At 38.3% G+C, this 25,963-nt stretch carries 20 protein-coding genes; 8 read left to right on the top strand and 12 right to left on the bottom strand.

Going from position 1 to position 25,963, the window contains the following annotated elements; translation table 11 throughout:
* Positions 1-242 precede the first annotated feature (242 nt).
* Positions 243-1,136 carry an SMP-30/gluconolactonase/LRE family protein gene (locus tag FW768_RS22605; RefSeq protein ID WP_153399470.1) on the bottom strand — a complete coding sequence of 298 codons (894 nt, stop codon included), beginning with the start codon at positions 1,134-1,136 and terminating at the stop codon, positions 243-245.
* Between the two features lie 265 nt (positions 1,137-1,401).
* On the opposite strand from FW768_RS22605, the gene ccoG reads away from it, so the two are divergent.
* The gene (ccoG, locus tag FW768_RS22600) at positions 1,402-2,844 is read left to right on the top strand and encodes a cytochrome c oxidase accessory protein CcoG (protein ID WP_153399468.1); all 1,443 of its coding nucleotides are present in this window, start codon (positions 1,402-1,404) and stop codon (positions 2,842-2,844) included.
* A gap of 52 nt (positions 2,845-2,896) precedes the next feature.
* Here the strand turns inward: ccoG and FW768_RS22595 are convergent, their stop codons facing one another.
* Positions 2,897-3,778 carry an AraC family transcriptional regulator gene (locus FW768_RS22595; protein ID WP_153399466.1) on the bottom strand — a complete coding sequence of 294 codons (882 nt, stop codon included), beginning with the start codon at positions 3,776-3,778 and terminating at the stop codon, positions 2,897-2,899.
* Positions 3,779-4,159: 381 nt separating this feature from the next.
* Between FW768_RS22595 and FW768_RS22590 the strand changes: the two genes are divergently transcribed.
* The 6 genes from FW768_RS22590 to FW768_RS22565 all read left to right on the top strand — a co-directional run bounded on the left by FW768_RS22590 (position 4,160) and on the right by FW768_RS22565 (position 11,181).
* The gene (locus FW768_RS22590) at positions 4,160-4,501 is read left to right on the top strand and encodes a MerR family transcriptional regulator (protein WP_153399464.1); all 342 of its coding nucleotides are present in this window, start codon (positions 4,160-4,162) and stop codon (positions 4,499-4,501) included.
* 196 nt (positions 4,502-4,697) lie between these two features.
* The gene (locus FW768_RS22585) at positions 4,698-5,969 is read left to right on the top strand and encodes a helix-hairpin-helix domain-containing protein (protein ID WP_153399462.1); all 1,272 of its coding nucleotides are present in this window, start codon (positions 4,698-4,700) and stop codon (positions 5,967-5,969) included.
* A gap of 111 nt (positions 5,970-6,080) precedes the next feature.
* On the top strand, positions 6,081-8,009 hold the full coding sequence (locus FW768_RS22580) for a type VI secretion system Vgr family protein (protein ID WP_153399460.1): 1,929 nt from the start codon (positions 6,081-6,083) through the stop codon (positions 8,007-8,009).
* A 10-nt stretch (positions 8,010-8,019) separates the two neighbouring features.
* Positions 8,020-9,933 carry a polymorphic toxin type 23 domain-containing protein gene (locus FW768_RS22575; RefSeq protein WP_153399458.1) on the top strand — a complete coding sequence of 638 codons (1,914 nt, stop codon included), beginning with the start codon at positions 8,020-8,022 and terminating at the stop codon, positions 9,931-9,933.
* Positions 9,914-10,615 (top strand): hypothetical protein, encoded by a 702-nt coding sequence (locus FW768_RS22570; RefSeq protein WP_153399456.1) that lies wholly within the window; start codon positions 9,914-9,916, stop codon positions 10,613-10,615. The genes FW768_RS22575 and FW768_RS22570 overlap by 20 nt, the downstream gene beginning before the upstream one ends.
* Positions 10,616-10,653: 38 nt before the next feature.
* Entirely contained in the window at positions 10,654-11,181 is a 528-nt protein-coding gene (locus FW768_RS22565; RefSeq protein WP_153399454.1) for a DUF2314 domain-containing protein, read from the top strand.
* Between the two features lie 36 nt (positions 11,182-11,217).
* Here the strand turns inward: FW768_RS22565 and rluF are convergent, their stop codons facing one another.
* The 7 genes from rluF to FW768_RS22530 form a co-directional block, all read right to left on the bottom strand.
* Complete coding sequence (rluF, locus tag FW768_RS22560) at positions 11,218-11,940, bottom strand: 23S rRNA pseudouridine(2604) synthase RluF (protein ID WP_153399452.1); 723 nt, start codon at positions 11,938-11,940, stop codon at positions 11,218-11,220.
* On the bottom strand, positions 11,940-12,518 hold the full coding sequence (locus FW768_RS22555; protein ID WP_153399450.1) for a hypothetical protein: 579 nt from the start codon (positions 12,516-12,518) through the stop codon (positions 11,940-11,942). Before FW768_RS22555 ends, rluF begins: the two co-directional genes overlap by 1 nt.
* Entirely contained in the window at positions 12,515-13,213 is a 699-nt protein-coding gene (gene truB, locus FW768_RS22550) for a tRNA pseudouridine(55) synthase TruB (RefSeq protein WP_153399448.1), read from the bottom strand. The genes FW768_RS22555 and truB overlap by 4 nt, the downstream gene beginning before the upstream one ends.
* A complete protein-coding gene (locus tag FW768_RS22545) occupies positions 13,213-13,662 on the bottom strand; it encodes a hypothetical protein (protein WP_153399446.1) in 450 nt (149 codons plus the stop codon). Before FW768_RS22545 ends, truB begins: the two co-directional genes overlap by 1 nt.
* Positions 13,663-14,481, bottom strand: coding sequence for an undecaprenyl-diphosphate phosphatase (locus tag FW768_RS22540; protein ID WP_153399444.1), 819 nt, complete (start codon positions 14,479-14,481; stop codon positions 13,663-13,665).
* A gap of 101 nt (positions 14,482-14,582) precedes the next feature.
* A complete protein-coding gene (locus FW768_RS22535) occupies positions 14,583-14,879 on the bottom strand; it encodes a DUF3098 domain-containing protein (protein WP_153399443.1) in 297 nt (98 codons plus the stop codon).
* A gap of 1 nt (position 14,880) precedes the next feature.
* On the bottom strand, positions 14,881-15,777 hold the full coding sequence (locus FW768_RS22530; protein WP_153399441.1) for a cell division protein FtsX: 897 nt from the start codon (positions 15,775-15,777) through the stop codon (positions 14,881-14,883).
* Between the two features lie 91 nt (positions 15,778-15,868).
* On the opposite strand from FW768_RS22530, the gene rsmA reads away from it, so the two are divergent.
* Positions 15,869-16,639 carry a 16S rRNA (adenine(1518)-N(6)/adenine(1519)-N(6))-dimethyltransferase RsmA gene (rsmA, locus tag FW768_RS22525; RefSeq protein WP_153399440.1) on the top strand — a complete coding sequence of 257 codons (771 nt, stop codon included), beginning with the start codon at positions 15,869-15,871 and terminating at the stop codon, positions 16,637-16,639.
* A gap of 267 nt (positions 16,640-16,906) precedes the next feature.
* Here the strand turns inward: rsmA and FW768_RS22520 are convergent, their stop codons facing one another.
* The 3 genes from FW768_RS22520 to FW768_RS22510 form a co-directional block, all read right to left on the bottom strand.
* Positions 16,907-19,285, bottom strand: a complete 2,379-nt coding sequence (locus FW768_RS22520) for a choice-of-anchor L domain-containing protein (RefSeq protein ID WP_153399438.1) — start codon at positions 19,283-19,285, stop codon at positions 16,907-16,909.
* Between the two features lie 406 nt (positions 19,286-19,691).
* Entirely contained in the window at positions 19,692-23,273 is a 3,582-nt protein-coding gene (locus FW768_RS22515) for a choice-of-anchor L domain-containing protein (RefSeq protein ID WP_153399437.1), read from the bottom strand.
* 172 nt (positions 23,274-23,445) lie between these two features.
* Complete coding sequence (locus FW768_RS22510; RefSeq protein WP_153399435.1) at positions 23,446-25,806, bottom strand: choice-of-anchor L domain-containing protein; 2,361 nt, start codon at positions 25,804-25,806, stop codon at positions 23,446-23,448.
* Positions 25,807-25,963 lie beyond the last annotated feature (157 nt).

Genomic DNA, 25,963 nt, shown 5'->3' with positions numbered 1-25,963 from the left:
TAGAATTTGTAGATTTCCAAAACTCATGTGTCCTTTATTGACACGAATACCTAATTTTTATGTATTGTGATTTTAAAAATTGGCTGTATAAGCATAAGTTTTGGCTAAAGCCAAATGGATTTCTTTTATTATTTGGGCGGACTAAAGCCCGCCTCTATTGAATAAGCTCTATAAAAATTACAGGTTATCATCGATTCCGATAGAAAGTTGGAGTTTAAAAAAATTTCAACCGAATTTAAAGGTTATTTCACTCCCCGTACTTTTGTTGGTAAAATATACACTGATTTTGATGCTGTAATGAATAAAACATCGTTGTTTTCTCCTCCGAAAGTTACATTAGAAGTCCATTTTTCAGGAATCGGGATGTGATAGATCTTTTTCCCTTTGCGGTTAAAGACGTGTACTCCATCACCCGTTAGATAAAGATTTCCGTGTTTGTCTAAGGTCATCCCATCCGAACCCATTTCACAGAACAGTTTTCTTTCGGATAATTTGCCTTCGCCAAGGATATCATATTCATAGGTTTTTCCGGCATCAATATCTGAAATATACAGTTTCCTGATGGTTTCACTGCCTACAATTCCATTGGGCTGGGTGAAGGTCTCTAATTTACTGATTTTTCCATTTTTATTTCTGTAATAGAGACTTTTGTGCGGCAGCTCCTGTTTGAAATCCGTCCAGTAATCTCTTTCATACAGAGGATCTGTAAAATACATTCCTCCAAAAGCATCATTCCAGATATCGTTGGGCCCGTTCAGGCGTTTTCCTTCAAAACCTTTAAACAGAATTTCCACTTTTTTATTCTTTGAGATTTTCCACATTTCGCCCTGCTCATCGGAACAGGTAATCAGAAAATCATCTTTATCAAAATGGGTTCCGTTAGCTCGTCCTGTTTTATCGAGAAACAAAGTCACCTGATTGGTTTTCCAGTCCCACAGGTAAATTTTATCATTAGGCTGGTCCGTGAAATACACATTTCCCTCTTTATCGGATGAAGGACCTTCCGTAAAACTGAACTGATCTGAAATTTTTTCAGGCTGTACCCCATCATAAAACATGTTGCTTTTATTTACAGATTGACAGTTTATCAATGCGAAAACCAAACCAATCAGAACTATTCTGCAGATATTTTTCATACTTCATTTTTAAAGATGCAATTTACGATATCAGAAACAGTCTCCCAACCTATTTTCTCATTTTGATTAATCTCAATTTAAAAAATAAAAATGTCTCAATTGTCCTATTCTGGAAGTAGATAATATTAGTACTCAAAAAGTTTAATCCGGACCTTTGCAGAGGTAGGAGATCAACGAAATTTTCCCTTATAAAAACTGACTGAAAACAACTTGATCCGGCCTTAAATATTCCCTTACTACTTTTTCAATTTAATAAAGTAAAGCAATGAGTGCAGAATCAGGCAACAGCAAGTTCATCGAAATAGAAAATGAAGAATTCAGAAATTCGGTGGGAACCATGGATGAAACCGGGAAAAGAAAATGGGTATTTCCACGAAAGCCCAAAGGAAAATATACCAATTACAGGAATTATACCAGCTATGCCCTGCTTGCTTTGTTTTTCGGACTTCCTTTTATCAAAATAAACGGTAATCCTTTTCTGCTGATTAATGTGATTGACAGGAGATTTTTCATTTTAGGACAGCCTTTTTATCTTCAGGATTTCTTTATTCTCGCTCTGGGAGCTGTAACTTCCGTCATCTTTGTGATGCTGTTCACCGTAGTTTTCGGACGAATATTCTGCGGCTGGCTTTGTCCGCAAACCCTTTTTATGGAAATGGTTTTCCGTAAAATTGAATACTGGATAGAAGGTGACCGGAACAAGCAGATGAAACTGGACAGACAGGAATGGGATGCTGAAAAGATCAGAAAAAGAGTAACAAAATGGAGTGTATTTCTTTTGATTTCATTAATCATCTCTACGTTTATGTTCATGTATATTGTAGGGTATGAACAGGTTTTCCAGATTATGATTGAGGGACCTTCCGAGCATCCTTTAAAGTTTATCACGATGATCTTTTTCACGCTGACCTTCTACTTTGTTTTTGCATGGCTCCGCGAACAGGTGTGTACACTGGTTTGTCCATACGGAAGACTTCAGGGGGTACTGATCGATAAGCAGACCATCAATGTTTATTATGATTTCAGAAGAGGGGAAGGCCGTTCAAAATGGAGAAACAATGAAGACCGGAAGGCAGCAGGAAAAGGAGACTGTATCGACTGCCATCAATGTGTAGTGGTGTGCCCTACCGGTATTGATATCAGAAACGGACAGCAACTGGAGTGTGTGAACTGTACAGCCTGTATTGATGCCTGTGATGAGGTAATGGAAAAAGTAGGACTTCCTAAAGGACTGGTTCGTTATGCCACAGAATCTGAGATTGAAAACCAGGAGAAGTTCAAATTTACGCCAAGAATGAAAGCCACGACTGTGATTCTTGCCTTGCTTATTGGGTTCCTTGGATTTTTAATGTACGACCGCGGATCTATGGAAGCCAAGTTCATTAAACCTGCAGGCTCTACTTTCTTTGTTAAAAACGGGAAAATAACGAATACATTTATTTATACCCTTTTAAATAAATCCAATGAGAAAAAAACGCTTTACATCAAAGTGATCAGTCCTTCCAATGCGGAAATCACCTATTTCGGGTCTGAAAAAATTATTCTGAAAGGTGATGAAATTCTAAAGGGTAACATCAACATTTCTTTTCCTGAAAAGGATATTAAGCTCTCTAAACAGAATATGGTTATCGGGGTTTTTGACGAAAAGGGAATCCTCGTAGATTCATTTGATACCACATTTGAAGGACCATTTAAGCTGGTATTATAATCAGGACATAAAACCTTATCGAAAACAGCACTGAACATTGAACTTTAAACCATTAAGCCTTATATTTCCTCATAAACTGAGTAGGGGTCATTCCGGAACTTTTCCGGAAGACTCTTACAAAGTATGAATATTCCTCGTATCCCAGCCTGAAAGCAATTTCCACAAGACTTTCATCCAGATACATCAGCATTCTTTTGGCTTCCAGGACCACTCTTTCTGTAATAACTTCTGTTGCTGTTTTCTGAACTGTTGTCTGTGCTACCCTGTTTAAGTGCTTTGGAGATATTCCCAATAAAGATGCGTAGTAAGTAATGGATTTCTCATGGGTAAAGTGTTGTTCTATAAGATCTTCAAAATCCTGATAATGCTTAAAATAAGAAAGTCCGGCTGAAGAGGAAAGCATATCAATATCTTTTGAAAAAAGTCTGGTAGCATTGATAAAGATCCGGGACATGAGTGAAAGAATGCTTCCTTCCTTCATAAGAAGTTTTCCATGATGCTCGTTTTCCAACTCCTGAAACAGAAGAATCTTTTTTTCAAGTTCCTCAAGATCCAGTTGAAGTTTTCTTGGAAAAGATACGGAACCGAAGAATGGAAAATTCCTAAGTTTCTGGTTCACATAATGCATTTCATAAAATTCCTGTGAACTAAAAAAGATGTATCCGTCAATATCATCTGAAAGCTCCCAGCTGTGGATTTGTCCGGGAGACAAGAAGAAAAGACTTCCTGCTGAAACATCATATTTATGAAAATCGATCTCATGAATTCCTGTTCCCTGTGTAAAAAGAACAGCTGCATAAAAATCATGCCTGTGAGGTTTTTCAATATGACGGTGTCCTAAAATAAGATGGTCCTTCAGTGTATTGAAATAAAAATCAGAAGAGTGTCTTCCGGATTGGAAAAGGTCAATATGAAGAACAGAAATAGAATTCATTACAAGATCGGTGATGCTATTTTATGGTATAAAAATAATATAAACAAAGTCAAAACACAAGTTTTCACAAAAAAGAACCGGCAATTACCCCCTCTTCTATCACAAAGGATGGAAGTTACGTTGGATTATATCTAATAAAAGCCGCTGTAAAATCAAATTTACTTAAAAAGATAAACAACTATTATTGATGACATTCATATCTTCTCTCTTCCAGCTCCCTGCTTCAAACCTATATAAATCAGAAACCCTTATCCCAGACTGAGGTTTATTAATAAAAATGGATTGAATCGGCGTTGAGAATATATTTTGAGAGAGATTTGATCCCAGATATTTGCATCTGTTTTTGAAAAATTTTTATCTTTGGACTTTAGGATTCATCACATGAAAATAAATCTACCTGATAAGCTGTATTATTCCATTGGAGAAGTGGCAAAAGCATTTGACGTAAACACTTCATTAATACGCTATTGGGAGCAGGAATTCCCTATCATCAAGCCTAAGAAAAACAAAAAAGGGAATCGTTACTTCACTCCGGAAGACATCAAAAATCTTCAGATGATCTATCACCTGGTTAAAGAAAAAGGATATACTCTGGATGGCGCAAGGGTAGCTTTGACGACCAACAGCAAAATATCTGAAACCGTTACCTTAATTGACCGTCTGGAATTTGTGAAGGCCGAGCTTATTAAACTGAAGGATTCTCTGGCAGATCAACCGGAGTAAAACCTCATCTTTTTTATATCCACAGCACTCTTTATCTTTTCAGCAAAAAAATGCAAACCACTGGTATTGAATTATTTCACAATGCCACCATGTTTTGATTTATAATTTCCAGTAGTTCTAGTATATCTGTATTATAAAAGCATTCACTTTATTGTTTCCCATTGCCTCAACTTGTTTTTATTAATAAGTTTATGGTATGATGAGAAAAAGTTATTACCGCAAGCTTGCATTCATGGGAATGCTGCTGATTGTCCTTATGGCTTTTCAGCAATATATAAACCAAGAAAAAACGGATTTCCCAAAGGTCCGATTCATATCTGAGGCTTCAGTTTCCGCCAGCCTGTCTGATTTTGACCCCAATTCTTTAGATGAAAAACAATGGCAGAAGCTAGGTTTTTCAGAGAAACAGGTAGCGACGATTCTTAATTATAAAAAGATGATTGGCGGCCAGTTCTCCTCCAAAGAGCAGTTCAAAAAATGTTATGCCGTTTCTCCTGAAAAATTCGCAGTATTAGAGCCTTATCTTCTGCTTTCGGAAACGAATAACAAGCATTATAAATATTTTGGAAAGAAAGAAATCAGTATTTCCAAACAATTCAATCCGGACCACTTTTCTGCCGGAAACTGGGAACAGATGGGCTTCAGTGAAAAACAGGCCCAGGCTATTGTAAAATACAGAAATTACCTGGGTGGAAGCTTTATCAGTAAGGAAAAATTTAAAGAATGCTTTATTATTTCCGATGAGGTGTATGGTAAACTTGAACCGTATCTGCTGCTTCCCTCAAAAACTCCGGATCATTTCAAAAATTCAGGGAGAAATGATGCTGTAAAAGCCAATATCCAATACCGCATTTTTGATCCTAACATCTTAAATCAGGACGGATGGAAAGCACTTGGTTTTTCTGAGAAACAGGCTTCAACAATCGTTAATTACCGTGACCGGAATCTTCATGGAAGTTTCAAAAATCTTGAGGATATTCAAAAGTGTTTTGTTATCTCCCCTGAAAAATTCCGGGAAATAAAACCTTATATCAAACTAAGCTTTGTACCTGTCAAAAAAGAGGAAAGACAACAGGAAAAGACTGATTTTTCAAAAACCGATCTGAATACGATCAGTTTTAAACAGCTCATAGAATTTGGTCTGGATGAAAAAAGTGCAGGATATATTATTGGCTTCCGCAGAAAACTGGGAGGTTTTATCACTAAAGAACAAATCCTTGAAACTTATAATATTGATAAAGACAGAGTTCAGAAGTTGGTTTCCATCTGCCCTCTTAATTCTTCGGAAGTTCCTAAATATACTTTAACTGATGCTCCTGAAGAATGGCTGAAAAGTCATCCCTATTTTAAGTATTCCGCAGACAAGATTATATTTTACCGCATCAGCAATCCGGATGATAAAAAAATATGGAAACTATTGAAGCTGAAACCCGAATATGAGGCAAGGATGAGATTGTATGTCAGGTAGTCATGGTAAAATCGTAGAAGTACGACACTTTTCATATTTTTCCAAAAGTATTAATTCTAAACAAGATAATATTTCTAACTTTAAAGAATTACTACCAAAACGCACTATACCATGAAAAAAAACAGCTCGAATTCAGAAAAGATTTCAGAGAATGAAATTTCGGGAATCAACCGTATCGTTAACCTTGACATTGTTATTGAAGGTAAAATTATAAAATACTTCAAGCATTTCCGGCTGAGACAAAGCATTAGAAGTCATCATGACTTTGAACTTATACTGGCTCATGATGCTTTAGAGAAAATACAGGATCATCAGTTACAGGATGCTTATTTATTTCTGGGAAAACGTCTTACGGTAACCATAAAGTATAAAGATATTGAAAATGACGGCCCGGAAAGAACATTTGTAGGGTTGATTACAGAAGTTGGGTTCAGTCAGGAAAAAATGAGCCTTGGCAATATTGTTCTGAAAGGAAAAAGTCCCACCATTCTGATGGATTCGGCCTATCACACCCAAAGTTTCGGAGGTGACCAGCCCGTTAATACATCAATTATTGCCGACAAAATTTTCAAAGAAACCCTTGGCTCTAAATACGATTATACAATAAATGCAAAAAATGCAAGCCAGATTAACTATAGTGCACAATACAAGGAAACCCATTATAATTATCTTGCAAGGCTGGCAGAAACCTATGGTGAACAATTTTATTATGATGGCGAGATATTACATTTCGGAAAGCTTCCTTCCGGTGAGCAATCTATACAACTGATCTATGGCAGCAATGTAAATGACGTCAATGTTAAGCTGAAGGCCATTCATACCAAACCTGAATTTTTCGGATATAACAGCAGTAAAAATGAGAAACTGACAAGTTCTACCGCAAATATTAAACATTTGGGACATCTTGCGTCAAAATCATATGAGCTGAATGAGGGCATCTTTAAAACCCGGTCATTAACACCTTCCCCTGCCAATGCCAACATGTATTTAAATGTGGACGACACCCAAAAAAGTATAGCAGGAAGTGCGGCTGTAGAAGTTTTTACGGTTTCCGGAAACACTACCGTTCCGTTTCTGTATCCAGGCTGTACAGCAGATATTAACATGAGAAAATCCAACACGAATGACACTTCTTACTTCACCAAACTGATGATCACAGAAGCTACCCACGAAGTAGATGCCAGAGGGTATTACACAGGATTTTTTGAAGCCATTGCTGAAGGAACCGGATATATTCCTGCCCCGGAATTTAAACTTCCTCATGCAGAGCCACAGATTGCAACCGTTGTTTCCAATACAGACCCCCTGAATCAGGGACGGATACAGGTACAGTTTGACTGGCAGCTCAACGATACTACCTATTTCATCCGGATGATGAGCCCTGATGCGGGAGGTACAGATATGATCACACAAAACAGAGGATTTGTGGCTATTCCGGAAGTGGGTGATCAGGTAATGGTTGGTTTTGAATACCATCATCCCGACTTTCCTTTTGCTATGGGCGGAATGTTTCACGGAGGCGTTGGATTAGGCGGCGGAGTAAACAATCACATCAAATCTATACAGACCCGCAGTGGTAACAGGGTTATTTTTAACGATACCGAAGGCAGTATTCATATTGAAGATCCCAGCGGTAATATCTATTTTATGGATGGAAAAGGAAATATTACAGTAACTTCTCCCCAAAACATGACTTTCAATGTAGGAGCCAATCTTGACATCAATGTAGGGCAAAATATGACCACCAATGTAATGGCTAACCAAAGCAATACTGTGGGTATGAACAAAACAGAAACCGTTACCCTGAATGAAACACAAAGCATTGGTGCCATGAAAATAACTTCTGTTACAGGTGATGCAAGTATGTTCATTACCGGAAAACTCACAGAAATGATAGATGGCGACGTACACAGTGAAACAAAACAGGAAAGAAACGAGATGAGTGAAGGTAAAATCGTGACACAAAGCGCCGGAACCAATGAACAGCATTCTGATAAGATCGTAAAGAACAACAGTTCAGAAAAAAGTAATAATTTCTAAAACCTAAAACATGAGCAGGACAAGGATTGTAAAAGGAAATATTACAAAAATCATCGGTGGAAATTATAAAAGATATTCCAATGATGAGATTGAGAATATAGGCTCAAAGGTAATACAGGTTGGCAAAGAAGACGGTGTAATTTATGGGGACCCTGAAAAATACACACCCGCTGCACCGGAAGAAAGTGAATATAAGCTGGAAAGCTCTTATATCCACGATCACATCAAAATGGTTGCTTCTGAGATCACGTCTCAATTTGATGCGGATAATACAAGCATTGTCTATAAGTTTTATAAAGACATTGCGGAAGGGAAAATTGCCAATCCTCCAATTGTTGTCACCAAAAACCGTCCTTCCTTAAAAGCTTTTTATGATGAGGAAAGCAAAAACATCCTCGTTTGGGAAGCTATGCTGCCTGATATAGAAAAGGATAACGATAAAAAAATCAAATTAATTGCAGCACTTGCTGAAGCATATGGGCAATACATCAATGCTGTTTTAAAGGAAAGTCTTCCCCAAAAGGATAATTTTGACACCTATGATTATGATCTTTTCAGATTTGATGCTTCCGGAGAATCTACAATAGTTATTGCAAAGCTGGAATCCCCAACCTATAAAGGAAATCTGGATATCAGTTTTCCAAAACCAGAAGGTGAAACGGAAGCACCTCCTCCTCCACCTGACAACTATTACTTCCGGGAAAGGGAAAAAGAAAGAGGAGGCCCCAGCGCAGGAAACTTTGATGGATATTATGAAGCACCTGATCCCTCTGCTAATAGTTCTGAAGAAGGCCCCGGAGATCCGCCTTTTAATATCGGAATGAAATTCAGTTTTAGTCTCGGAGGCGGGTTCTCCGCAAGTTTATACGCAGGCATTTCCAAACAGATCAAAATGGGTAATTTTGGTGTGATGCCAAGCTTTAATGCTGCTCTTACGTATTACGGATATGGTACTCCCGGAACCTCTCCTATGAGCCGGCATCTGGTTACTTTAAGTGGAACACCAGCCATCACATTAGGCTATAAAACCGGAAATTCGCTTAATATGAATCTATTCAACCAGTTCTCGGGCTCAGGGGTAAATAACCCTTACGAATATGCTTTTACTTTAGGATCAACAGGGGTTCTGAGCTCGGGAAGAGTAACCAGCGAATATGATAAAAACGGAAAAAGATTACAGGACAAGTATAATAAATTTGACACTCCTCACCGGCATCAGATTATTGGCGGTTCATCTATAAAAGTAGGAAATTTTATGATCTCTTCCTACAATGATATCTTTAAACCACCTTTATTCTTTGGAATGGATTCTGATCAATACTGGTCCGCAGGGGTAAATGTCCAGGCAAAGATTACGGATAAAATTAATATGGCCTATGCCTTCGATCTATATTATGGTAAATCCAATAATGAAAATCCGTATAATCTGGATAAGAATATCGACGGGCAAAACTATGATACCCAAAGATTATTTGATTTATTATTAAACCGCGGTCAGGAAACGTTCTCTTTTACAGATGCACAGGGAAATCTGAATACCAGAACCAAATTTGGGTATGGTACCTTCTGGCCGTCTAACAATATGCATAATGCAATTGATTTCCCCAGCGAGCCCAAGAAACCCAAAGAGCCTATAGAAAGCGACTACAAAGACCGCAGTAAATTTGATGAGGCTATAATTCAGTATAAGAAGGATATGGATAAATATTATGAAAGATTGACGGATTATAAAATCAGTGTAAGATTAAAACCCAATTCAACGTTTCATCATTTATTTGTTGTTTATTCAGATGGCTCACGTAAACCTAATTTTAATCGTCTTAAAAAATATTTTGAAGCAGATATTCCCAATAAAGAATTACAAAAATTTTATAGATTAGAGTCAGAAAATGAAAATAAAAAAAATGAAACCGAGAATAAATAAAATAGTTGTTCTGCTTCTTATTTTGTTTTGTTTCGAAAGCTGTAACAGCCAGACCAAAAAACAAAAACAATATAAAGATGAAAGGAATGCAGCATTCAAAGAATATTTAAATGCTCAAAAAATTCCATTCAAAGAATTGAATGACAGTATTTTCAGTGCTTATTATGGTGATTTTTTATTTTACGAGAAAAAGCTAAGACTGGAATCTAACCCTTATTTAAAAGTAAACAAAGTATATATCCATTATATCACTCCTGCTTCAGTACAATTTGTCGTCTATTCTGACGAGGAAACTTTCTGTATGAGTACAGTGGATCTGGATATGGATGGAAAGATATTAAGTTTTCCGGAAAACGGAGTTGTAAAAGTATTGCAGCCCATTAATCTTCAATATTTCGGCGATTATGAGTTAGCGGGCAATATCATTAAGACAAGGAAAAGCAGAGAAAGCCCCTATAAGGAAACCTACTATTACGTTAATGGAAGTATTAAAAATGATACCATCCATTTTACGGAACGGTATGAAGGAAAATCAAAAAAGTTTGAGAAAAAAATACTGGCTAAAAAGCATAAAGAAGATTTTACAGAGGTCTATCAACCCGGATTATCTGCCAGAAAATTTATTAATAATGCTAATTTGATCTCTTATGAAGTCACAGGAGAATTTAATATTGGAAAGTAAATCTGAAAATTTAACTATAATGCCTTAATTTTAGTAACATGAGTAAGAGTATATTCATCATATTATCTGTATTATTATTTGCATTTTGTACAGGCCAGTCGGTGAGTAACAAAGAGAAAAATAATGCAGGAAAGGAAAAATCGTTTGAAAACTCTGTATATGAAGTGGCTGCTGCCGACAAAGAAATGGTAGCTGCAATTAAAACAGCAAAGAAAACCTTTGACAAATTCGAAACAGCTATAAAAAGTGAGAATCCTGATTTTAAAAATTTTGCCATAAAAAAAGCATTCCGAAGTAACGAAGGGGATGAATTTATCTGGATATCCCCTGTTTTATTTTCTAAGGAAAAGAACAAGTATGTAGGAATTATCAACAGCCCTCCTCTCCACACCAAAGAAGTGAAACAGGATGAGGTTGTGGAAATCGAAAAAAATGAAATTTCAGATTGGATGTATTTTGATCACGACATTTTACAGGGCGGCTATACAATCCGTCTTCTCAGAAACAGAATGAGCCCTGAAGACAGAAAGAGATTCGATGATGAATCGGGTTACAGATTTGAATAATCAGAAAAAAATACAATCAGACTGAAATTCATCATTCTAATCCACCGTTTTACTGGAATCCTCAAGCAGCAGATTAAGCGCTGAAAGCTCCTGATCCGTTAAATCTCTCCATTTTCCCACCGGCAGATCCAGCTTGATATTCATGATTCGGATACGCTTCAGTTTTTTTACGTCATAGCCGAGATATTCGCACATTCTCCTGATCTGTCTGTTCAGACCCTGAGTAAGAATGATACGAAAGTTCATGTCATCTATCTTTTCTACTTCACATTTTTTGGTAACCGTATCCAGGATAGGCACACCGTTTCTCATTTTTTCAAGAAATCTAGGGGTAATAGGCTTATCTACACGAACAAGATATTCCTTTTCGTGATTATTCCTTGCTCTGAGGATTTTATTGACGATATCACCGTCACTGGTCAGCAGAATCAGGCCTTCACTGGGTTTATCCAGTCTTCCGATCGGGAAGATTCTCTGCGGATGGTTAATATAATCTACAATATTATTCTTTTCCCGCTTTGTATCTGTGGTACAGACAATTCCTACTGGCTTGTTGAATGCAATATAAACAGGTTTTTCCTGTGGTTCACGAACAGGTTTTCCATCTACTTCCACAAGATCTTCATCTGAAACTTTGGTTCCCAGTTCCGGAACTTTTCCGTTAATTGTTATTCTTCCTTCTTCCAAAAGCTTATCTGCCGCTCTTCTTGAACAGTATCCTACTTCTGACAGATATTTATTGATGCGCGTTTTTTCCATTAATCTTCTCCGTAACCGGTATAATTTTTATTGCTGAAAATGGTAATTCCATAGCTTAATCCGATGAAAAAAGCATTAGAATTTCCCTTTATCTTTTGTGCTTCCAATACAATTCCTCCTTCCTGGCTCAACCTTTTTGAGTAGGAAACCATCATTCCAAGTCTCCCTCCCCAAAGTTCAGAATTAGAAACCGCTGAATGATTGATCTGCTTACCATAGTTCAGATCGATATAAAAAGGCCGGTCTCCCGGTGAAAATATAATCTTAGGCTGAATCATCCAGAACACCAGGTGATTATTATCTTCTACAAAACTGTATCGCAATCCGGTTCCGACTGCAAAGTTAGGAAGAAAATTGTAGCCGCCTATTGCTGTGACCCCATAAGTGATCTTCCCCAAACGTTGGGTCTGAATGTATTGAGAATTATTGACTTCCGGTTCTTTATATCCCGCATTATAGCCAAAATTCAGCGACGGATTGAAATAAAAGTCCATTTTGGGTTTCTTAGTTTCCGTCTCCTGTGAAAAAAACTGAGCAGAAGAAAATAGTAATCCCAACAGAAATAAATTTTTCATCATATATTTTCAAATCTGAATTCGTTTTCCAAATAATCAGAGGTTGCATTTTCAATAGTATAATCTCCAATCTTTGTACGTCTGAGCTGAGTAAGATAAGCACCTATACCCAATTCCTGCCCTATATCGTGTGCCAGACTTCGTATATAAGTTCCTTTGGAACATCCTACCATAAAGCTGACTAACGGAAGTTCTATCTTAACATCTTTAATGTAAAATATGGTGGTCTTTCTGGACTTCATTTCTACTTCCTCTCCTGCCCTTGCCAGATTGTAAGCTCTCTCGCCATCTATTTTTATCGCTGAATATACCGGCGGTTTCTGATCTATTTCTCCAACAAACTTATTGAGGGCCTCACGGATCATTTCCTCTGAAATATGAGAGATGTCCTGATGAAGGATCTCAGGTTTTTCTGTGTCATACGATTCCGTCTGAACTCCCAATTTAATTTCCGTCCAGTACTCTTTGGGCGCATCCTGAATTTCCGGAATTTTCTTGGTGAATTTCCCACAACATATAATAAGCAGGCCCGTAGCCCGTGGATCAAGAGTTCCGGCATGTCCTATTTTAAACTTTTTGGGAAGATTAAATTCTCTTTTAAGCTTATATTTCATTTTATTGACAGCCTGGAAGGAAGTCCAGTCCAGAGGCTTGTCCAATAAAAACACATATCCTGATTGCAGTTCTTCAGCTGTCATTATTCTAAAATTTCTGTGATATTTACTAAGCCGGGCTGCTGGCTTGTTTTCTGCCTACAGTCTGCGGAAGTACCTGTATTGATAAAACATTTTATATCCCCTCTCATATAATAAACTGCTTTAAAAGGATAAATAGAATTATTGGGAGCAATATTGATGGTATAGCTTACAGGCAAAGTAAATTTATAGCTTTTATTATTGACGGTATTGACCGTCTGGTGATAGCATTTCCCTTCTTTAGAATAATTGATAAAGGCTTTACTTTCAAGCTTTTCATCCGGAACCAGTTCTTTACAGATCAGAAGCTCCTTAATCTGTGTTTTCTCTTTCAGCTCAACAAAAAAGTCCAGTCTTTCATTGGTATTGTTCTTCACAAACAAGGTATGTGCCGGCGAACAGGAAATTACTGAACCGGAAACAGCCAATATCTTTAAAATATTGCTTTTCATTTATTTAAAGAAATAGAAATAGATTAACAGGGCAATCCCAACAAAGATACGATACCATCCCCAAGGTTTGAAACCATATTTATTAAGAACACCAATGAAGGCTTTGATAGCGATCAGGGCCACAATAAATGCCACTACATTTCCTACAATAAAAATCATGATGTGATCCTGAGAAGCCATAATCATTTCGTAACCTTTTTGCGGGTTTGCGGTTTCTTTCCCCCATGTTTTAAGGAAAACAGAATATACGGTTACGGCAAGCATCGTAGGTACAGCAAGGAAAAAGGAAAATTCTGCAGCGGCCTTTCGTGTAAGTCCCTGCGTCATTCCCCCAATGATGGAGGCTGCACTACGGCTTGTTCCCGGCATCATGGCCAGGCACTGCCAGAACCCAATGGTAATTGCTTTTCTTATAGTAATTCCTTTTTCATCATCAATTTTAGGATTTTTAAACCATCGATCTACGAATAAGAGAACAACCCCTCCCAACACCAGTACGGAAGAAATAGCAATCTGGTTTCCAAGAATAGCTTCAATTTTATCATCAAACAGATATCCTAAAACCAATGCGGGAACAACAGCAAAACCCAGTTTAAAGTAAAACTGGATGTTATTCAGATCAAAGAATTTTTTCCAGTAAGCCACTACCACAGATAAAATAGCACCGAACTGAATGGAAACCTGGAACATTTTGAGAAATTCATCATCCGGTAACCCAAGCAGATTAGCGGTGAATCCCATATGTGCTGTAGAAGAAATCGGAAGGTACTCTGTAAGCCCTTCAATAATAGCAATGATAATTGCTTTAATTAAATCCATATGTTGTGTCTGTAAAAAATTAAAAGATCAAGAGATCTTGAGATTCACAATCAACTTCTGAATCTCTTAATTTCTTAATCTCTCAATAAAGAATTGATTAATTACTTTCTTTTTAAAATCGCATAGACTTCAATTGCAAAACCAATTACAACAAATAAAGGTGCAATTCTGATTCTGCGGATAGAGAAAATGCCGTCATTCCATGAATTAGGATCAAACTTGCCATCCACTGTGTTGGCATCCGGTCCCATCATCAGAAGGAATCCTACAACGATAAATGCAAGTCCTATCAGCATCCACTTGAAGTTCTGCTGGCCAAAATAAAAAGCGTTTTCCTGTGGAACTTCAGTTTCCTTGCCAAAAGCTGAAGCGGAAAATTTATTTGTTTTTTTACTCATGTTAAGAATAATATAAATCGTCAACATTAGATCGTAAGAATCTCCATGTTGCAATGATTGTACTTAATACACTGATGAAAATACCTACTCCAAATACCAGTACCACCAGCCATATATACTGATTAGTGTCCTGAACGAAAGGTGTTTTTATAGTGGTTGTAAAATAATACCAAAGTCCGAATAATGCCAGTAATCCAAGTAAGGCACCTAAAACTCCAAGAATAAGCGCTTCTTTGATAAAAGGAATAAGGATAAATCTTCGCTTCGCTCCTACCAGCTGCATGGTTTTAATAATAAACCTTTTTGAAAATACTTTTAGCCTGATTGAGTTATTGATCAATACAATCGCAAGAACTAGGAATAAAATACAGAATGCCAGAATCCATTTAAGGATTTGATTCAGTTTGTCATAAATCTTCTGTGAATCGGAATCATTTTTCACATCTACAATCCCCGGCACCGATTTAATTTCTGTAAGCACTTTTCCAATTTTAGTTGAATCTGTGTACTCCGGTTTCAAAGCAATCTCTACAGATGCAGGAAAAATATCGTCTTCAAAAAGAGCCTCACTGTTTACTCCTAAACTCTTCTTAGCTTCTGCTGAAGCCATTTTTTTAGAAATATAGGTTGTACGCTTCACCGATTCCAGCTTCTGGATCTGTTGAACCGCATCGCTTTCCTGTTTTAATATTTTAGCTGAATCTTTTACATCATAGTTTTCATCGAAATATGCGTTTACAACAAGTTGTTCTTTAAGATAGTCTGAATACTTTTGCGCATTGATCAGAATAAGTCCCATTAAACCCAGTAAAAATAACACTAGGGCAATACTTATCACTACTGTAATATTGCTGGACCGAAGCCTTTTCTTATTAAACTCTTCTACAGATTTAGCCATTAATATTAAAATTTTTGGCTAAAATAGAAAAAAACTTCCGAAATTTGGGACGAAATAAAGAAAATCATTGTTAATAAAATCATAAAAAACTTTGAGTGTAAAAGCAAAAAAACATCTGGGCCAGCACTTTCTGACAGATGAAAATATCGCAAGAAAAATCGTGGAAGGTCTTAGTTTTGAGAACTATAATAATGTGATGGAAGTTGGCCCCGGAATGGGCGTCCTCACCAAATATCTTCTTGAAAAAGACCAGAACGTCTACCTGGCAGAAATTGATACCGAATCTATTGAATACCTGAAAAACAATTATTCAAAGATTACAGAAAATACGTTTGTGGGAGATTTCCTGAAACAGGATTTCCAATTCGTGAACGGTGAGCAGATTGCCATCATCGGTAATTTCCCCTATAATATTTCTTCACAGATATTATTCCAGATCGTAGATCATTATGAACTGATTCCTGAAATGGTAGGAATGTTTCAAAAAGAAGTTGCCGAAAGAACAGCAGCGGTTCCCAGAACCAAAGACTATGGAATTCTTTCCGTTCTGATACAGGCTTATTATGATGTATCCTATCTTTTTACGGTACATGAAAATGTCTTCAATCCGCCTCCGAAAGTTAAATCGGGAGTGATCAGACTGACAAGAAACCCAAAAGAAGGCCTGGCCGGAAATGAAATACTCTTTAAAAAGATTGTAAAAGCCGGATTTAATCAAAGGAGAAAGAAACTTTCAAATTCTCTGAAGGTTCTGGAAATTCCGGAAGCTTTAAAAACCCATGAGTTTTTAGACAAAAGAGCGGAAGAGCTTAGTATTCTCGACTTCATAAGCTTTGCCAATCTCTGGAAAGAAAATAAATAACCGGAATTCGGGTTAAGGAGTTTAAATATAAAAGGTTGGAAGATGGAAGAAGGAGGCTGGAAGTCACTTTTAGTTATAAATACTGAAAGCCTCTGTAAAATCAAATCAGCTAAAAAAAGAGGGAAGTCTATTATTGATAACCTTTATAACCTCTCCCAGCTTCCAAGCTCTATAAATCAAAAATTCTTATCCCGAACTGAAGTTAAATAAACAAAAAAGCCTTTCAAATTAATCTGAAAGGCTTTTTTAATGATAGACTATCGTATATTATTCTCTATTTTTCAGCATGATCCATCCAGACCAGTTCATCTGAACTTTAGACTTAGGATATTCAAAATTGAATTTATACCAGTACGTTGCAGTCGGAAGTCTCTTCCCTCCTACTGTTCCGTTCCATACAGGCAGTTCTTTAGAGAAACGGAACATTTCTACACCGTATCTGTCGAAGATTGATCCTGTAAAGTTCTTGAAGTCACCCAGAGATTTCAGGTCAAGCACATCATTGATTCCGTCATCATTTGGCGTGATGATATTCGTGATCTGAAGGGTAAAGAATTCAAATGTGCCCACACAATGTGTCCCCACTCTTCTTACCATGATGGTATAATTGGTATTATCCAACAGGTTGGTGAATACATTAGAATCCTGCCATGAAATTCCGTTATCAATAGAATATTCCAGGCTGCTTGGCATATTATTCATCATCGGATTTTCGGCAATAACAGTCAGGGTTTTCTTAGCGCTTTCATAGTTAGCAGCAGTTACAAAAGGAACTGCAGCTCCTCCTACTTTAGCCGTAAAGGTCTTTTTACAGAATCCGTTATCTACCTCTACCGTATAAACACCCCAATCGCTGGCAAGGATAGTCTGGGTAGTAGCTCCGGTATTCCATAAATATTTATAATTAGGACCAGCACCTGCATCCAGTATAACACGGTCACCTAAACACATTTCCACATCTTTCAGAGGGGAAGTAAGTTCCGGTGTAACTTCTACTGTAATGGTCGCAGGATTTAATGAACGGCAGCCTTTAGGTCCAAGAGCATATACTGTGAATGTAGTAGTCTGATAAAGCGTGGCAGTCTGTATATTCCCTGTTCCCAAGAAATTGGTCCATTGGTAAGACGCTCCTCCTTCTGCTGTCAGAGTTACTGTTTCTCCCGGACAGATTTTAATCCTGGAAGATTTTACTCCTGCTGTAGGCGTTGTTTCTTTTAGCAGCTTCAACTCTATCATTTTGCTGCAGAAGCCACCATTTGATACTACTGTGTATAAAATTTGTCCGTCCGTACCATTATAATTCAGCACATTCTGGATATAGTTATCATTCTTAGCTATGGCATCAGCCTGATCTACATAAAACCTGAATACCGCTCCAGGTGTAGGACTTATTGAGGACATAGCATTGGTTAAATCAAAAGTGGTTATATCCGGAGTTGCACAAAGAAGCAATGTAGCATCCTGTGCAAGAGGTGTAGTTCCTCCGTGAATTTCTATGGTAGCTTTTCCCGGACAAGGGTTACCAGGTACACTTACTTCGATAGTATAACTACCTGGCTGTATTGCTGTAATAGTATTACTGGTAGCACCAGGAATAGGATCTCCGTTGAAGAACCATTGATATAACAGGTTAGGATCGCTTACAGAAGCAGTAATTACCTGCGGTACATTGTCACAAACGTTGATATCTGAAGGAAGTGTAGCTCCACTCGGGTCTAAAAGTTCTACCCCGATATTGAAAGACCCTCCTTCCAGAAATACAGCAGAGTCATAAACGTGATCGGGAGAAGCGTAAGGAGTATAGTCTGCAATAACCATTTTAAAATGATATTCCTGACCAGGAGTTACAGTAGCTGTAGCCGTAAGCGGAACAGTTCTCCCGTTAAAATTGGTTTCAATATTGGTGGTATTATAGCCTGCAAAATATTGTTCGTTAAGGGCTGGACAGCCTCCAAATCCTGTTATTGCAGGACGTATATTAGTAACACTCACCGGACCGGCACCAGCGGGAAGTACCGCCATATTCTGGTAAGGTCCTCCTGATGTAGGTCTCAGTAATATCGCAAAAGCATCCGCATAATTGCAGGGATATGAGCTGTAGTACTCTTCAGAGGCAAGGATATAATTAAATTTAATCTGGGAAGTCGTAGGTACAAAGTCAAATTCCAGAAGAACTGCATCAGCAAGTGTTCCTGTAGCGCCGATAGCCTGAGCAAGATCAGAATCTGTTCCCCCACCGTTATTCGCATTAAGTCCATCTACAAAATTATTTCCGGCTTCTCTGGCAAATCCTGTAGAAAGTACAATACCATCTTTAAAAGGGAAATTCGTAGTTCCTTTATGGAAGTATCCCCAGGATCTGTTATTATTGGTAACAGCATGGTTAGGGGTTATTTTGACATTATTTACAGTAGGTGTCACACAGGTATTGGTTCCGGAAGATATCAAAACATCTTTTACCAATTGTGTGATGGAATAATTACTTTCGTTGTAGCCAGCTGCGTTCACATCAATAAAGTTCCCTGCTCTTCGGGATTGTTCAGTCGCCTGTTTCTTTACAAGCTTTCGGGGCTGTGGAGTTTGTGAAAATAAAAAAACCGGGACGACTAAAAGGAATAAATAAATAACAGATAGAATTCTTCTCATAATACTTTTGTTTCAACAAATTTAATTTTTTTTTAAACATGTCATATACATATTTAATTTTTTTACATAAAAAGTACAAAATAACAAAGCAAAAGCATTTAACAAGAAATTAGCAATAACCTTTATAAATCAGCACCAAATGGATGAAAATGTTGGTATTTATACGAATTAGAACAAAAAAAATATCAAAAACTTGTTTTCACTTGATTGTGAGAGAGCATTTTAAATCTTTCTCAATCATTTTAAAAATGTATATTTCCATTAATTTATTTGTAGAAAGAGATTTCTCTATATCGTCGATTCATTATTTTTCAATCACAGAAATATACAATGCTCCTTCACAAAAAACACAAAAATCTTTCATTATTGAAAGATTTCTGTGAATAATTTATGTTTTATTATTTTATTAATTTCTGTTTTTCAGTAATATCCAACCTGAGCGCTGCTCTAGCTTCTTACTCGCCGGATGTTCCCATTGTAGCTTATACCAATATGTTCCTGTAGGCAGATTAATTCCCTTCAGAGAACCTGTCCATATTGCATCTCCTTTTTTCGCCTTGAACACTTCTGCTCCATATCTGTCAAAAATTGAAGCTGCAAAATTATTATAACCGCTTACTCCCGTGAAATCTATCGTATCATTGATACCGTCCATATTCGGAGTAATAGCATTATTGATAACAAATGTAAAGAATTCCAGTGTAGAACCGCATTTTGCTCCTTTTACCCTTACCATCAGGCGGTAATTCGTATTATCCAGAATATTGGTAAATATATTGGATGTATGCCAGGTTATTCCTCCATCTATAGAATATTCCAGAGCACCTCCTGTTGGGTTGCTTGAAACAAGGGTAAGCACATGGTTTTCATAAATAACATTGGTAAACTGTGGAAGATCCGGGTTCAGTAATTGGGCAGAGAATGTTTTAGAACATACTCCATTACTTATGGTAACACTGTATGTCCCCGGAACATTGGTAGATATGGTTTGGGTAGTCGCTCCTGTACTCCACAGATAAGTATAACTTGGTCCGGCTCCCGCATCTAATGTTCCGGTATCTCCCGCACAGACTGAAACATCCGCCAAGGTAGAAACAATAGCAGGAACTACCTCAATTTTCACTGTAGCAGGCTGTGTTGAACGACATCCGTTTCCTCCCAATGCGTAAACAGAATAGGTTGTTGTAACGGTAGGCGTAACAATCTGAGTATTTCCATTACCCGGAAGGCCATCCCATTCATAGGTAAAACCTCCAGTCGCGGTAAGGGTTACAGATTCACCAACGCAAATTTTTGATCTAGAAGCTGCAATGCCTGCAATAGGAGGTCCTACTACAACCGTTACTGTGGCAGGGGTAGCAGAAATACATCCGTTGGCACCCACAGCGTGTACCGTATATACAGTAGTCATTGTAGGAGAAACTACCTGAGTACTTCCATTCCCGGTAAGACCGTTCCCCCAGTTATAAGTTGCTCCGCCTGAAGCGGTCAGTGTTACAGACTCGCCTAAACAGATTCTTGGTTGTGATGACACCAATGCAGCTGTCGGACGGGTTGTATCTTGTGTTACGGTAACAGTGGCAGTATAGGTACAGCTCAGATTTCCTGGCTGAGATACATTAGTCACTGTAAGTGTATAAGTACCTCCTGTACTTACTACCGGTGTAAGTGTATTGGCTCCGGATACAATAATCCCTCCTCCCGCTGCTGTCCAGGCGATAGTAGAACCTGTAGGAACTACTGAAGCAGATGCATTTAAAGTAACCTGAGGAGTTGTACAGGTAACGGTTTGCGGGGGTTGTATAGTAAGAGTTGTTTCAGCGGTTCTTAATAATTGCAGGGAAACTACATAATGACATCCCCCATTTTTTACAAGAACATATATCGTCTGATTACCTGGAGGTGCATAGTTTGTAGGATTCGGGATGGTATTGTTATTTTCAGCAAGCGCATCAGCCTGAAGCACATAATAGGTAAAAGTAACTCCTCCAACTGTAGTGATCTGACTCTGTGCTGTTGTAAGATCATAAGTAAGTCCCGGTGCATAACACTTATGCAGCACAGCATTCTGTACAGTAATAGGGTTTGAAACTTCAATCGTAATTGTCGCAGGATTCTGGGAAACACATCCGTTTGCGCCTACTGCGGCAACGGTATAAGTGGTTGTTGCTGTAGGGGATACGGTTTGCGTATTTCCTGTTCCCGAAAGCCCAGTCCAATTATAAGTAACTCCACCGGATGCTGTTAAGATAACAGAATCTCCGTTACAGATTTGTATTTTACTGGCTGTAAGACCTGTAACCGGAGGAGCACTGTCCCCTGTTACCGTTACATTGGTAACTGCCGTACAGGTCAGATTTCCAGGCTGGTAAGTATTTGAAATCGTTAAAGTATAGGTTCCCGGCGCATTCACCACCGGAGTTAATGTATTTTGTCCTGAAACTATATTTCCTCCTGTTGTAGTCCAGTTGAATGTAGATCCTGCAGGATAAACAGAAGCAGAAGCGTTCAAAGTAGTTTGCGAGTTCGTACAGGTTAATACTGCCGGAGGAGCTGCCGAAGCTGTCATCTGCGGAGCTTTTACCAGTTGTAATTCTGCTATTTTTGAGCAAAAACCATTCATTACCCGGACGTATACCGTTTGTCCTCCTGCGCTGGAGTACGTAGCCGGACTTGGAATTGTGCTGGCATTTCCGGCAACCGCATCAGCCTGGTTTACATAATAGGAAAAGGTTGCACCCGGAGTTCCACTGATAGAAGGTTGCGCTGAAGGCAGATTAAATGTGACATTCCCCGGTCCATAACAGGCTGTTAGCGTAGCATTCTGCACTGTAGGAGAAGTTCCGCCTACAACGGTTATCGTTGCAGTTCCCGGACAGGTATTCCCCTGAACATATACTTTTACACTATATACTCCGGGTTGTGTAGCGGTATAGCTGGGATTGGTTGCTCCGGGAATCGGATCATTGCCCAGATACCACTGATAGGTTACATTAGGTGCCTGCACAGAAGCTGTGAAAGTCTGAGGAGCATTATCACACATATTAACCGAAGCAGGAAGCTGAACTCCTGTAGGGTCTAAAATGCTCACCCCAATATCAAATGATCCAGCTTCCAGAAAAACAGCAGAATCATACCGGTAATCCGTATAATCTGCCAGAACCATTTTGAAATGATAGCTTTGCCCTGGTATTACAGTTGCCGTAGCCGTTAAAGGAACGGTACGTCCTTTAAAATTGGTTTCAATCTGAGCAGTATTCAATCCTCCGAAATAAGCTGCATTTTTAGGTCCGCAGTAAAAATCAGCAGGAACAATATTGGTAACACTCACAGCCCCCGCATTATTGGGAAGTACAGCGAGATTGGTATAGGTAGGATCACCTGCCTTTTTCAGCAATAAAGCAAAACCATCGGTAATCTGACATGGAAAATTCCCCTGATACTCGGCAGAAGCAAATAAATATCTGAACTTTACCTCTGTAGTAGTGGGTACAAAATCGAATTCTATATAAGTAGCATCTTTCAGAGCATTGTTCGGAACATTTAAAGCTGCTGCCAGATCCGCATCCCCCATTGTAGATAGCTGATCTTCCAGCGTAAGCTGAAAGTCATTACCAGCCCTTGCTGCAAATCCTGTAGAAAGAATAATCCCTTTTGCAAAAGGAAAATTGGTAGTTGCTTTATTAAAATATCCCCAGCTGCGGTTAGCATTGGTTGCAGATAAATTCGGAGAAACATTAACGTTGCTTACGTTAGAAGTTGAACAGGCTCCGCCGGATATCAATACATCTTTTACCAGCTGTGCAATACCAAAGCTGGACTCAGGATAATTGGGCGTATTTACATCAATAAAAGCTCCTGCTTTCTTGGACGCTGCAGAAGGCCGGTTGGCAACGCCCACTCCTTTTCTGGTCTGAGAAAAGACAAAGCTTCCTATTAATGCAAAAAATAATGCCAAAAATAAATTTCTGCTTCTCCTATTTAACATTTTATATTATTTTAAACAAAAATACTATTTTTTTTAATTTAAACTTCATCGAATACAACTTACATTATCATTAATACATTTTTATTTATTTTACAATAAAAACTTCCTTTATTTTGAAATCCATAAAAAAAGCTGGCATATTAGCCAGCTTCTGTATATATAAAACATGTTATTACTCGATATTCTTAAGCAGGATCCAGCCTGTTTTCACGGTTAGCTGCTTGCTTGCAGGATCCTCAAAGGTCACCTGATACCAGTAAGAAGCGGTAGGAAGACGTTTCCCCTGGAAATAACCATCCCAGTAGGTTCTTATTTTCTCTGCTTTAAACACTTCTCTTCCGTAGCGGTCAAAAACAAATCCTTTGAAGTCTTTATAATCACTCACTCCGCTGAAGTCTATGATATCGTTCACTTTATCTCCGTTAGGTGTGATTACATTCTTCATGACAAATGTAAAGTACTCTAAATATCCTTCACAGCTTGTATTTTTCACCTTAACACGGATGGTAATTACTTTGTTTTTAGGAACATTGGTAAAGACATTGGAAGACTGCCATGTAAAGCCATTGTCTACTGAATACTCTAATGTTCCATTACTTGGATTGCTCGCGGTAAGAACCATCGTTCCGCTGTCGTTATAATCTACTTTGATAATCTGCGGCACTACTGCACGAATTACCTGGGCTTTAAATTCTTTAGAACATACACCATTGCTGATCTTTACCGTATATTCTCCAGGCGTCCCTACCGTAATTGCCCGTGTGGTTTCTCCTGTATTCCACTCATAGGTATATCCGGGACCGGCACCTGCATCAAGAAGAATCATATCACCTACGCAAATATGACCGCCTTTTAAGGTGGAAACAATAGCCGGAACTACTTCAATGGTTATTCTGGCAGGCTGCAATGATTTACAACCCTGAGCACCAATTGCATACACTGTATACGTAGTGGTTTGTGTTGGGCTTACTGTTCTTACACCTACTTTTGACGAGGTATCATCCCATTGGTAAGTCACTCCTCCGGAAGCAGTAAGAACTAAAGTTTCTCCGGCACATATTTTTACTTTTGGAGCATCAAGCTGAACTACCGGTGTTTCTTCCCGTCTTAAAGTAAGGGTAGCCGTTTTACTGCAGAATCCTCCATTTTTCACCACAACATAGATCACCTGATTATCGGTTCCGTTATAGTTTGTAAGATTGGTAATATAATTGTTATTCTGAGCTGCTGCATCGGTCTGGCTGGCATAAAAACGGTATGTAGCTCCAGCCGTAGTACTGATCAGAGGTTTGGCATCTTCCAGATTAAAAGTACTCGCAGTAGGAGTCGCACAAAGTTTCATGGTAGCACTCTGTACGAGAGGGGAAGTTCCGCCAACAATGATAATACTTGCTTTCTGGCATTCTGTAGTCCCTACATAGGTTCTGACTTCGTAAGTTCCGGGTGAAGTTGCTACATAGGTAGGATTGGTTGCATAAGGAATGAAATCTCCATCCTTATACCATCTATAAGTTGTTCCCGGAGCTGCTACCACCTGTGCTTTTAGAGTCCGTGGAGTATTATCACACATGTTGATTGTTTCTCCAAGCGGATTTCCGTTTTCGTCAACAATGGTCATCCCGATATCAAAAGAGCCACCCTGAATAAATACAGCGGAATCATATCTTTGATCTGACGCATCGGCCAAAACCAGTTTAAAGTGATACGTCTGCCCCGGAATAACGGTAGCAGTCGCCTTAAGAGAAATGGTTCTTCCAATAAAGTTGGTTTCTATTGAAGGGTTATTCAAGCCTGCGAAATATTCTTCGTTCTTTGTTTCATCATCACATCCAACTCCTTCCGGAACGATATTGGTTACACTTACAGGCCCCCCTCCGTTGGGAAGAATGGCAAGGTTGGTATACGTAGGATCTCCTGCTTTTTTAAGAAGAAGCGCAAAGCTGTCTGCAAAATCCCCACAAGGATATCCGCTTGTATATTCTTCTGAAGCAAAAAGATAATTAAATTTTACCTGAGTGCTGTTGGGGACGAAATCAAATTCTACCGTTACCACATCTTTAAGATCAACAGGAGGATTAACAGCAGCTACAAGGTCCGGATCATTCAATCCCCCTCCTGCAACTTCATCCGATAACACACCGGATTCAGGACCGTTCCCTGCTTTTCTTGCTTTTCCGGCAACGAGAACAAGACCATCCGTAAAAGGAAAATTGGTCGTTCCTTTGTGAAAATATCCCCATGCTCTGTCTGCATCTGTGGGCAGCTGATTAGGGGAAACCGTTACATTGGTTACATTCGGCACAGCGCACTGCGAACCTCCTGCAATCAGTACTTTCTTTACAAGATCCTCTATGGTATACCCTGAAGGAGCATAAGTAGGTACATTTACATCTATAAATGCGCCTGCTTTCTTACTTTCTGCTGAAAGTTGCTTTTTTGCAGGATTTTTACGTAAATTTTGTCCAAAAGCACCGGCAGATATGAATAGCAATACCGAAAATAAAAAGTATTTTTTTAATCTATAGCCTAACATTTTATTCTTGTTTGTCCAAATTTAGCAAAATATTTGAACTATATCACATTTAAGTGGATTTCGTTTGCTTTTTTTAACAACTTATCACCTAATATCTTATATTACTAAATATTCCACAAATTTAGTAGAGATTATTTTTTAAAATCAGAAAACAAAA

Origin of the sequence: Chryseobacterium vaccae, assembly GCF_009602705.1 — a bacterium.
In the GTDB taxonomy this organism is placed as follows: domain Bacteria; phylum Bacteroidota; class Bacteroidia; order Flavobacteriales; family Weeksellaceae; genus Chryseobacterium; species Chryseobacterium vaccae.
This window is presented reverse-complemented; position numbering and strand designations above follow the sequence as displayed.

Bases quoted from the DNA above. Each gene is read 5' to 3' on its own strand.
- truB (WP_153399448.1), bottom strand. From the start codon at position 13,213: ATGACAGCTGAAGAACTGCAATCAGGATATGTGTTTTTATTGGACAAG.
- FW768_RS22570 (WP_153399456.1), top strand. From the start codon at position 9,914: ATGAAACCGAGAATAAATAAAATAGTTGTTCTGCTTCTTATTTTGTTT.
- FW768_RS22595 (WP_153399466.1), bottom strand. From the start codon at position 3,778: ATGAATTCTATTTCTGTTCTTCATATTGACCTTTTCCAATCCGGAAGA.
- FW768_RS22545 (WP_153399446.1), bottom strand. From the start codon at position 13,662: ATGAAAAGCAATATTTTAAAGATATTGGCTGTTTCCGGTTCAGTAATT.
- FW768_RS22515 (WP_153399437.1), bottom strand. From the start codon at position 23,273: ATGTTAAATAGGAGAAGCAGAAATTTATTTTTGGCATTATTTTTTGCA.
- FW768_RS22530 (WP_153399441.1), bottom strand. From the start codon at position 15,777: ATGGCTAAATCTGTAGAAGAGTTTAATAAGAAAAGGCTTCGGTCCAGC.
- FW768_RS22605 (WP_153399470.1), bottom strand. From the start codon at position 1,136: ATGAAAAATATCTGCAGAATAGTTCTGATTGGTTTGGTTTTCGCATTG.
- FW768_RS22575 (WP_153399458.1), top strand. From the start codon at position 8,020: ATGAGCAGGACAAGGATTGTAAAAGGAAATATTACAAAAATCATCGGT.
- FW768_RS22585 (WP_153399462.1), top strand. From the start codon at position 4,698: ATGATGAGAAAAAGTTATTACCGCAAGCTTGCATTCATGGGAATGCTG.
- FW768_RS22580 (WP_153399460.1), top strand. From the start codon at position 6,081: ATGAAAAAAAACAGCTCGAATTCAGAAAAGATTTCAGAGAATGAAATT.
- FW768_RS22510 (WP_153399435.1), bottom strand. From the start codon at position 25,806: ATGTTAGGCTATAGATTAAAAAAATACTTTTTATTTTCGGTATTGCTA.
- FW768_RS22555 (WP_153399450.1), bottom strand. From the start codon at position 12,518: ATGATGAAAAATTTATTTCTGTTGGGATTACTATTTTCTTCTGCTCAG.
- FW768_RS22540 (WP_153399444.1), bottom strand. From the start codon at position 14,481: ATGGATTTAATTAAAGCAATTATCATTGCTATTATTGAAGGGCTTACA.
- ccoG (WP_153399468.1), top strand. From the start codon at position 1,402: ATGAGTGCAGAATCAGGCAACAGCAAGTTCATCGAAATAGAAAATGAA.
- rluF (WP_153399452.1), bottom strand. From the start codon at position 11,940: ATGGAAAAAACGCGCATCAATAAATATCTGTCAGAAGTAGGATACTGT.
- FW768_RS22520 (WP_153399438.1), bottom strand. From the start codon at position 19,285: ATGAGAAGAATTCTATCTGTTATTTATTTATTCCTTTTAGTCGTCCCG.
- FW768_RS22535 (WP_153399443.1), bottom strand. From the start codon at position 14,879: ATGAGTAAAAAAACAAATAAATTTTCCGCTTCAGCTTTTGGCAAGGAA.
- FW768_RS22590 (WP_153399464.1), top strand. From the start codon at position 4,160: ATGAAAATAAATCTACCTGATAAGCTGTATTATTCCATTGGAGAAGTG.
- FW768_RS22565 (WP_153399454.1), top strand. From the start codon at position 10,654: ATGAGTAAGAGTATATTCATCATATTATCTGTATTATTATTTGCATTT.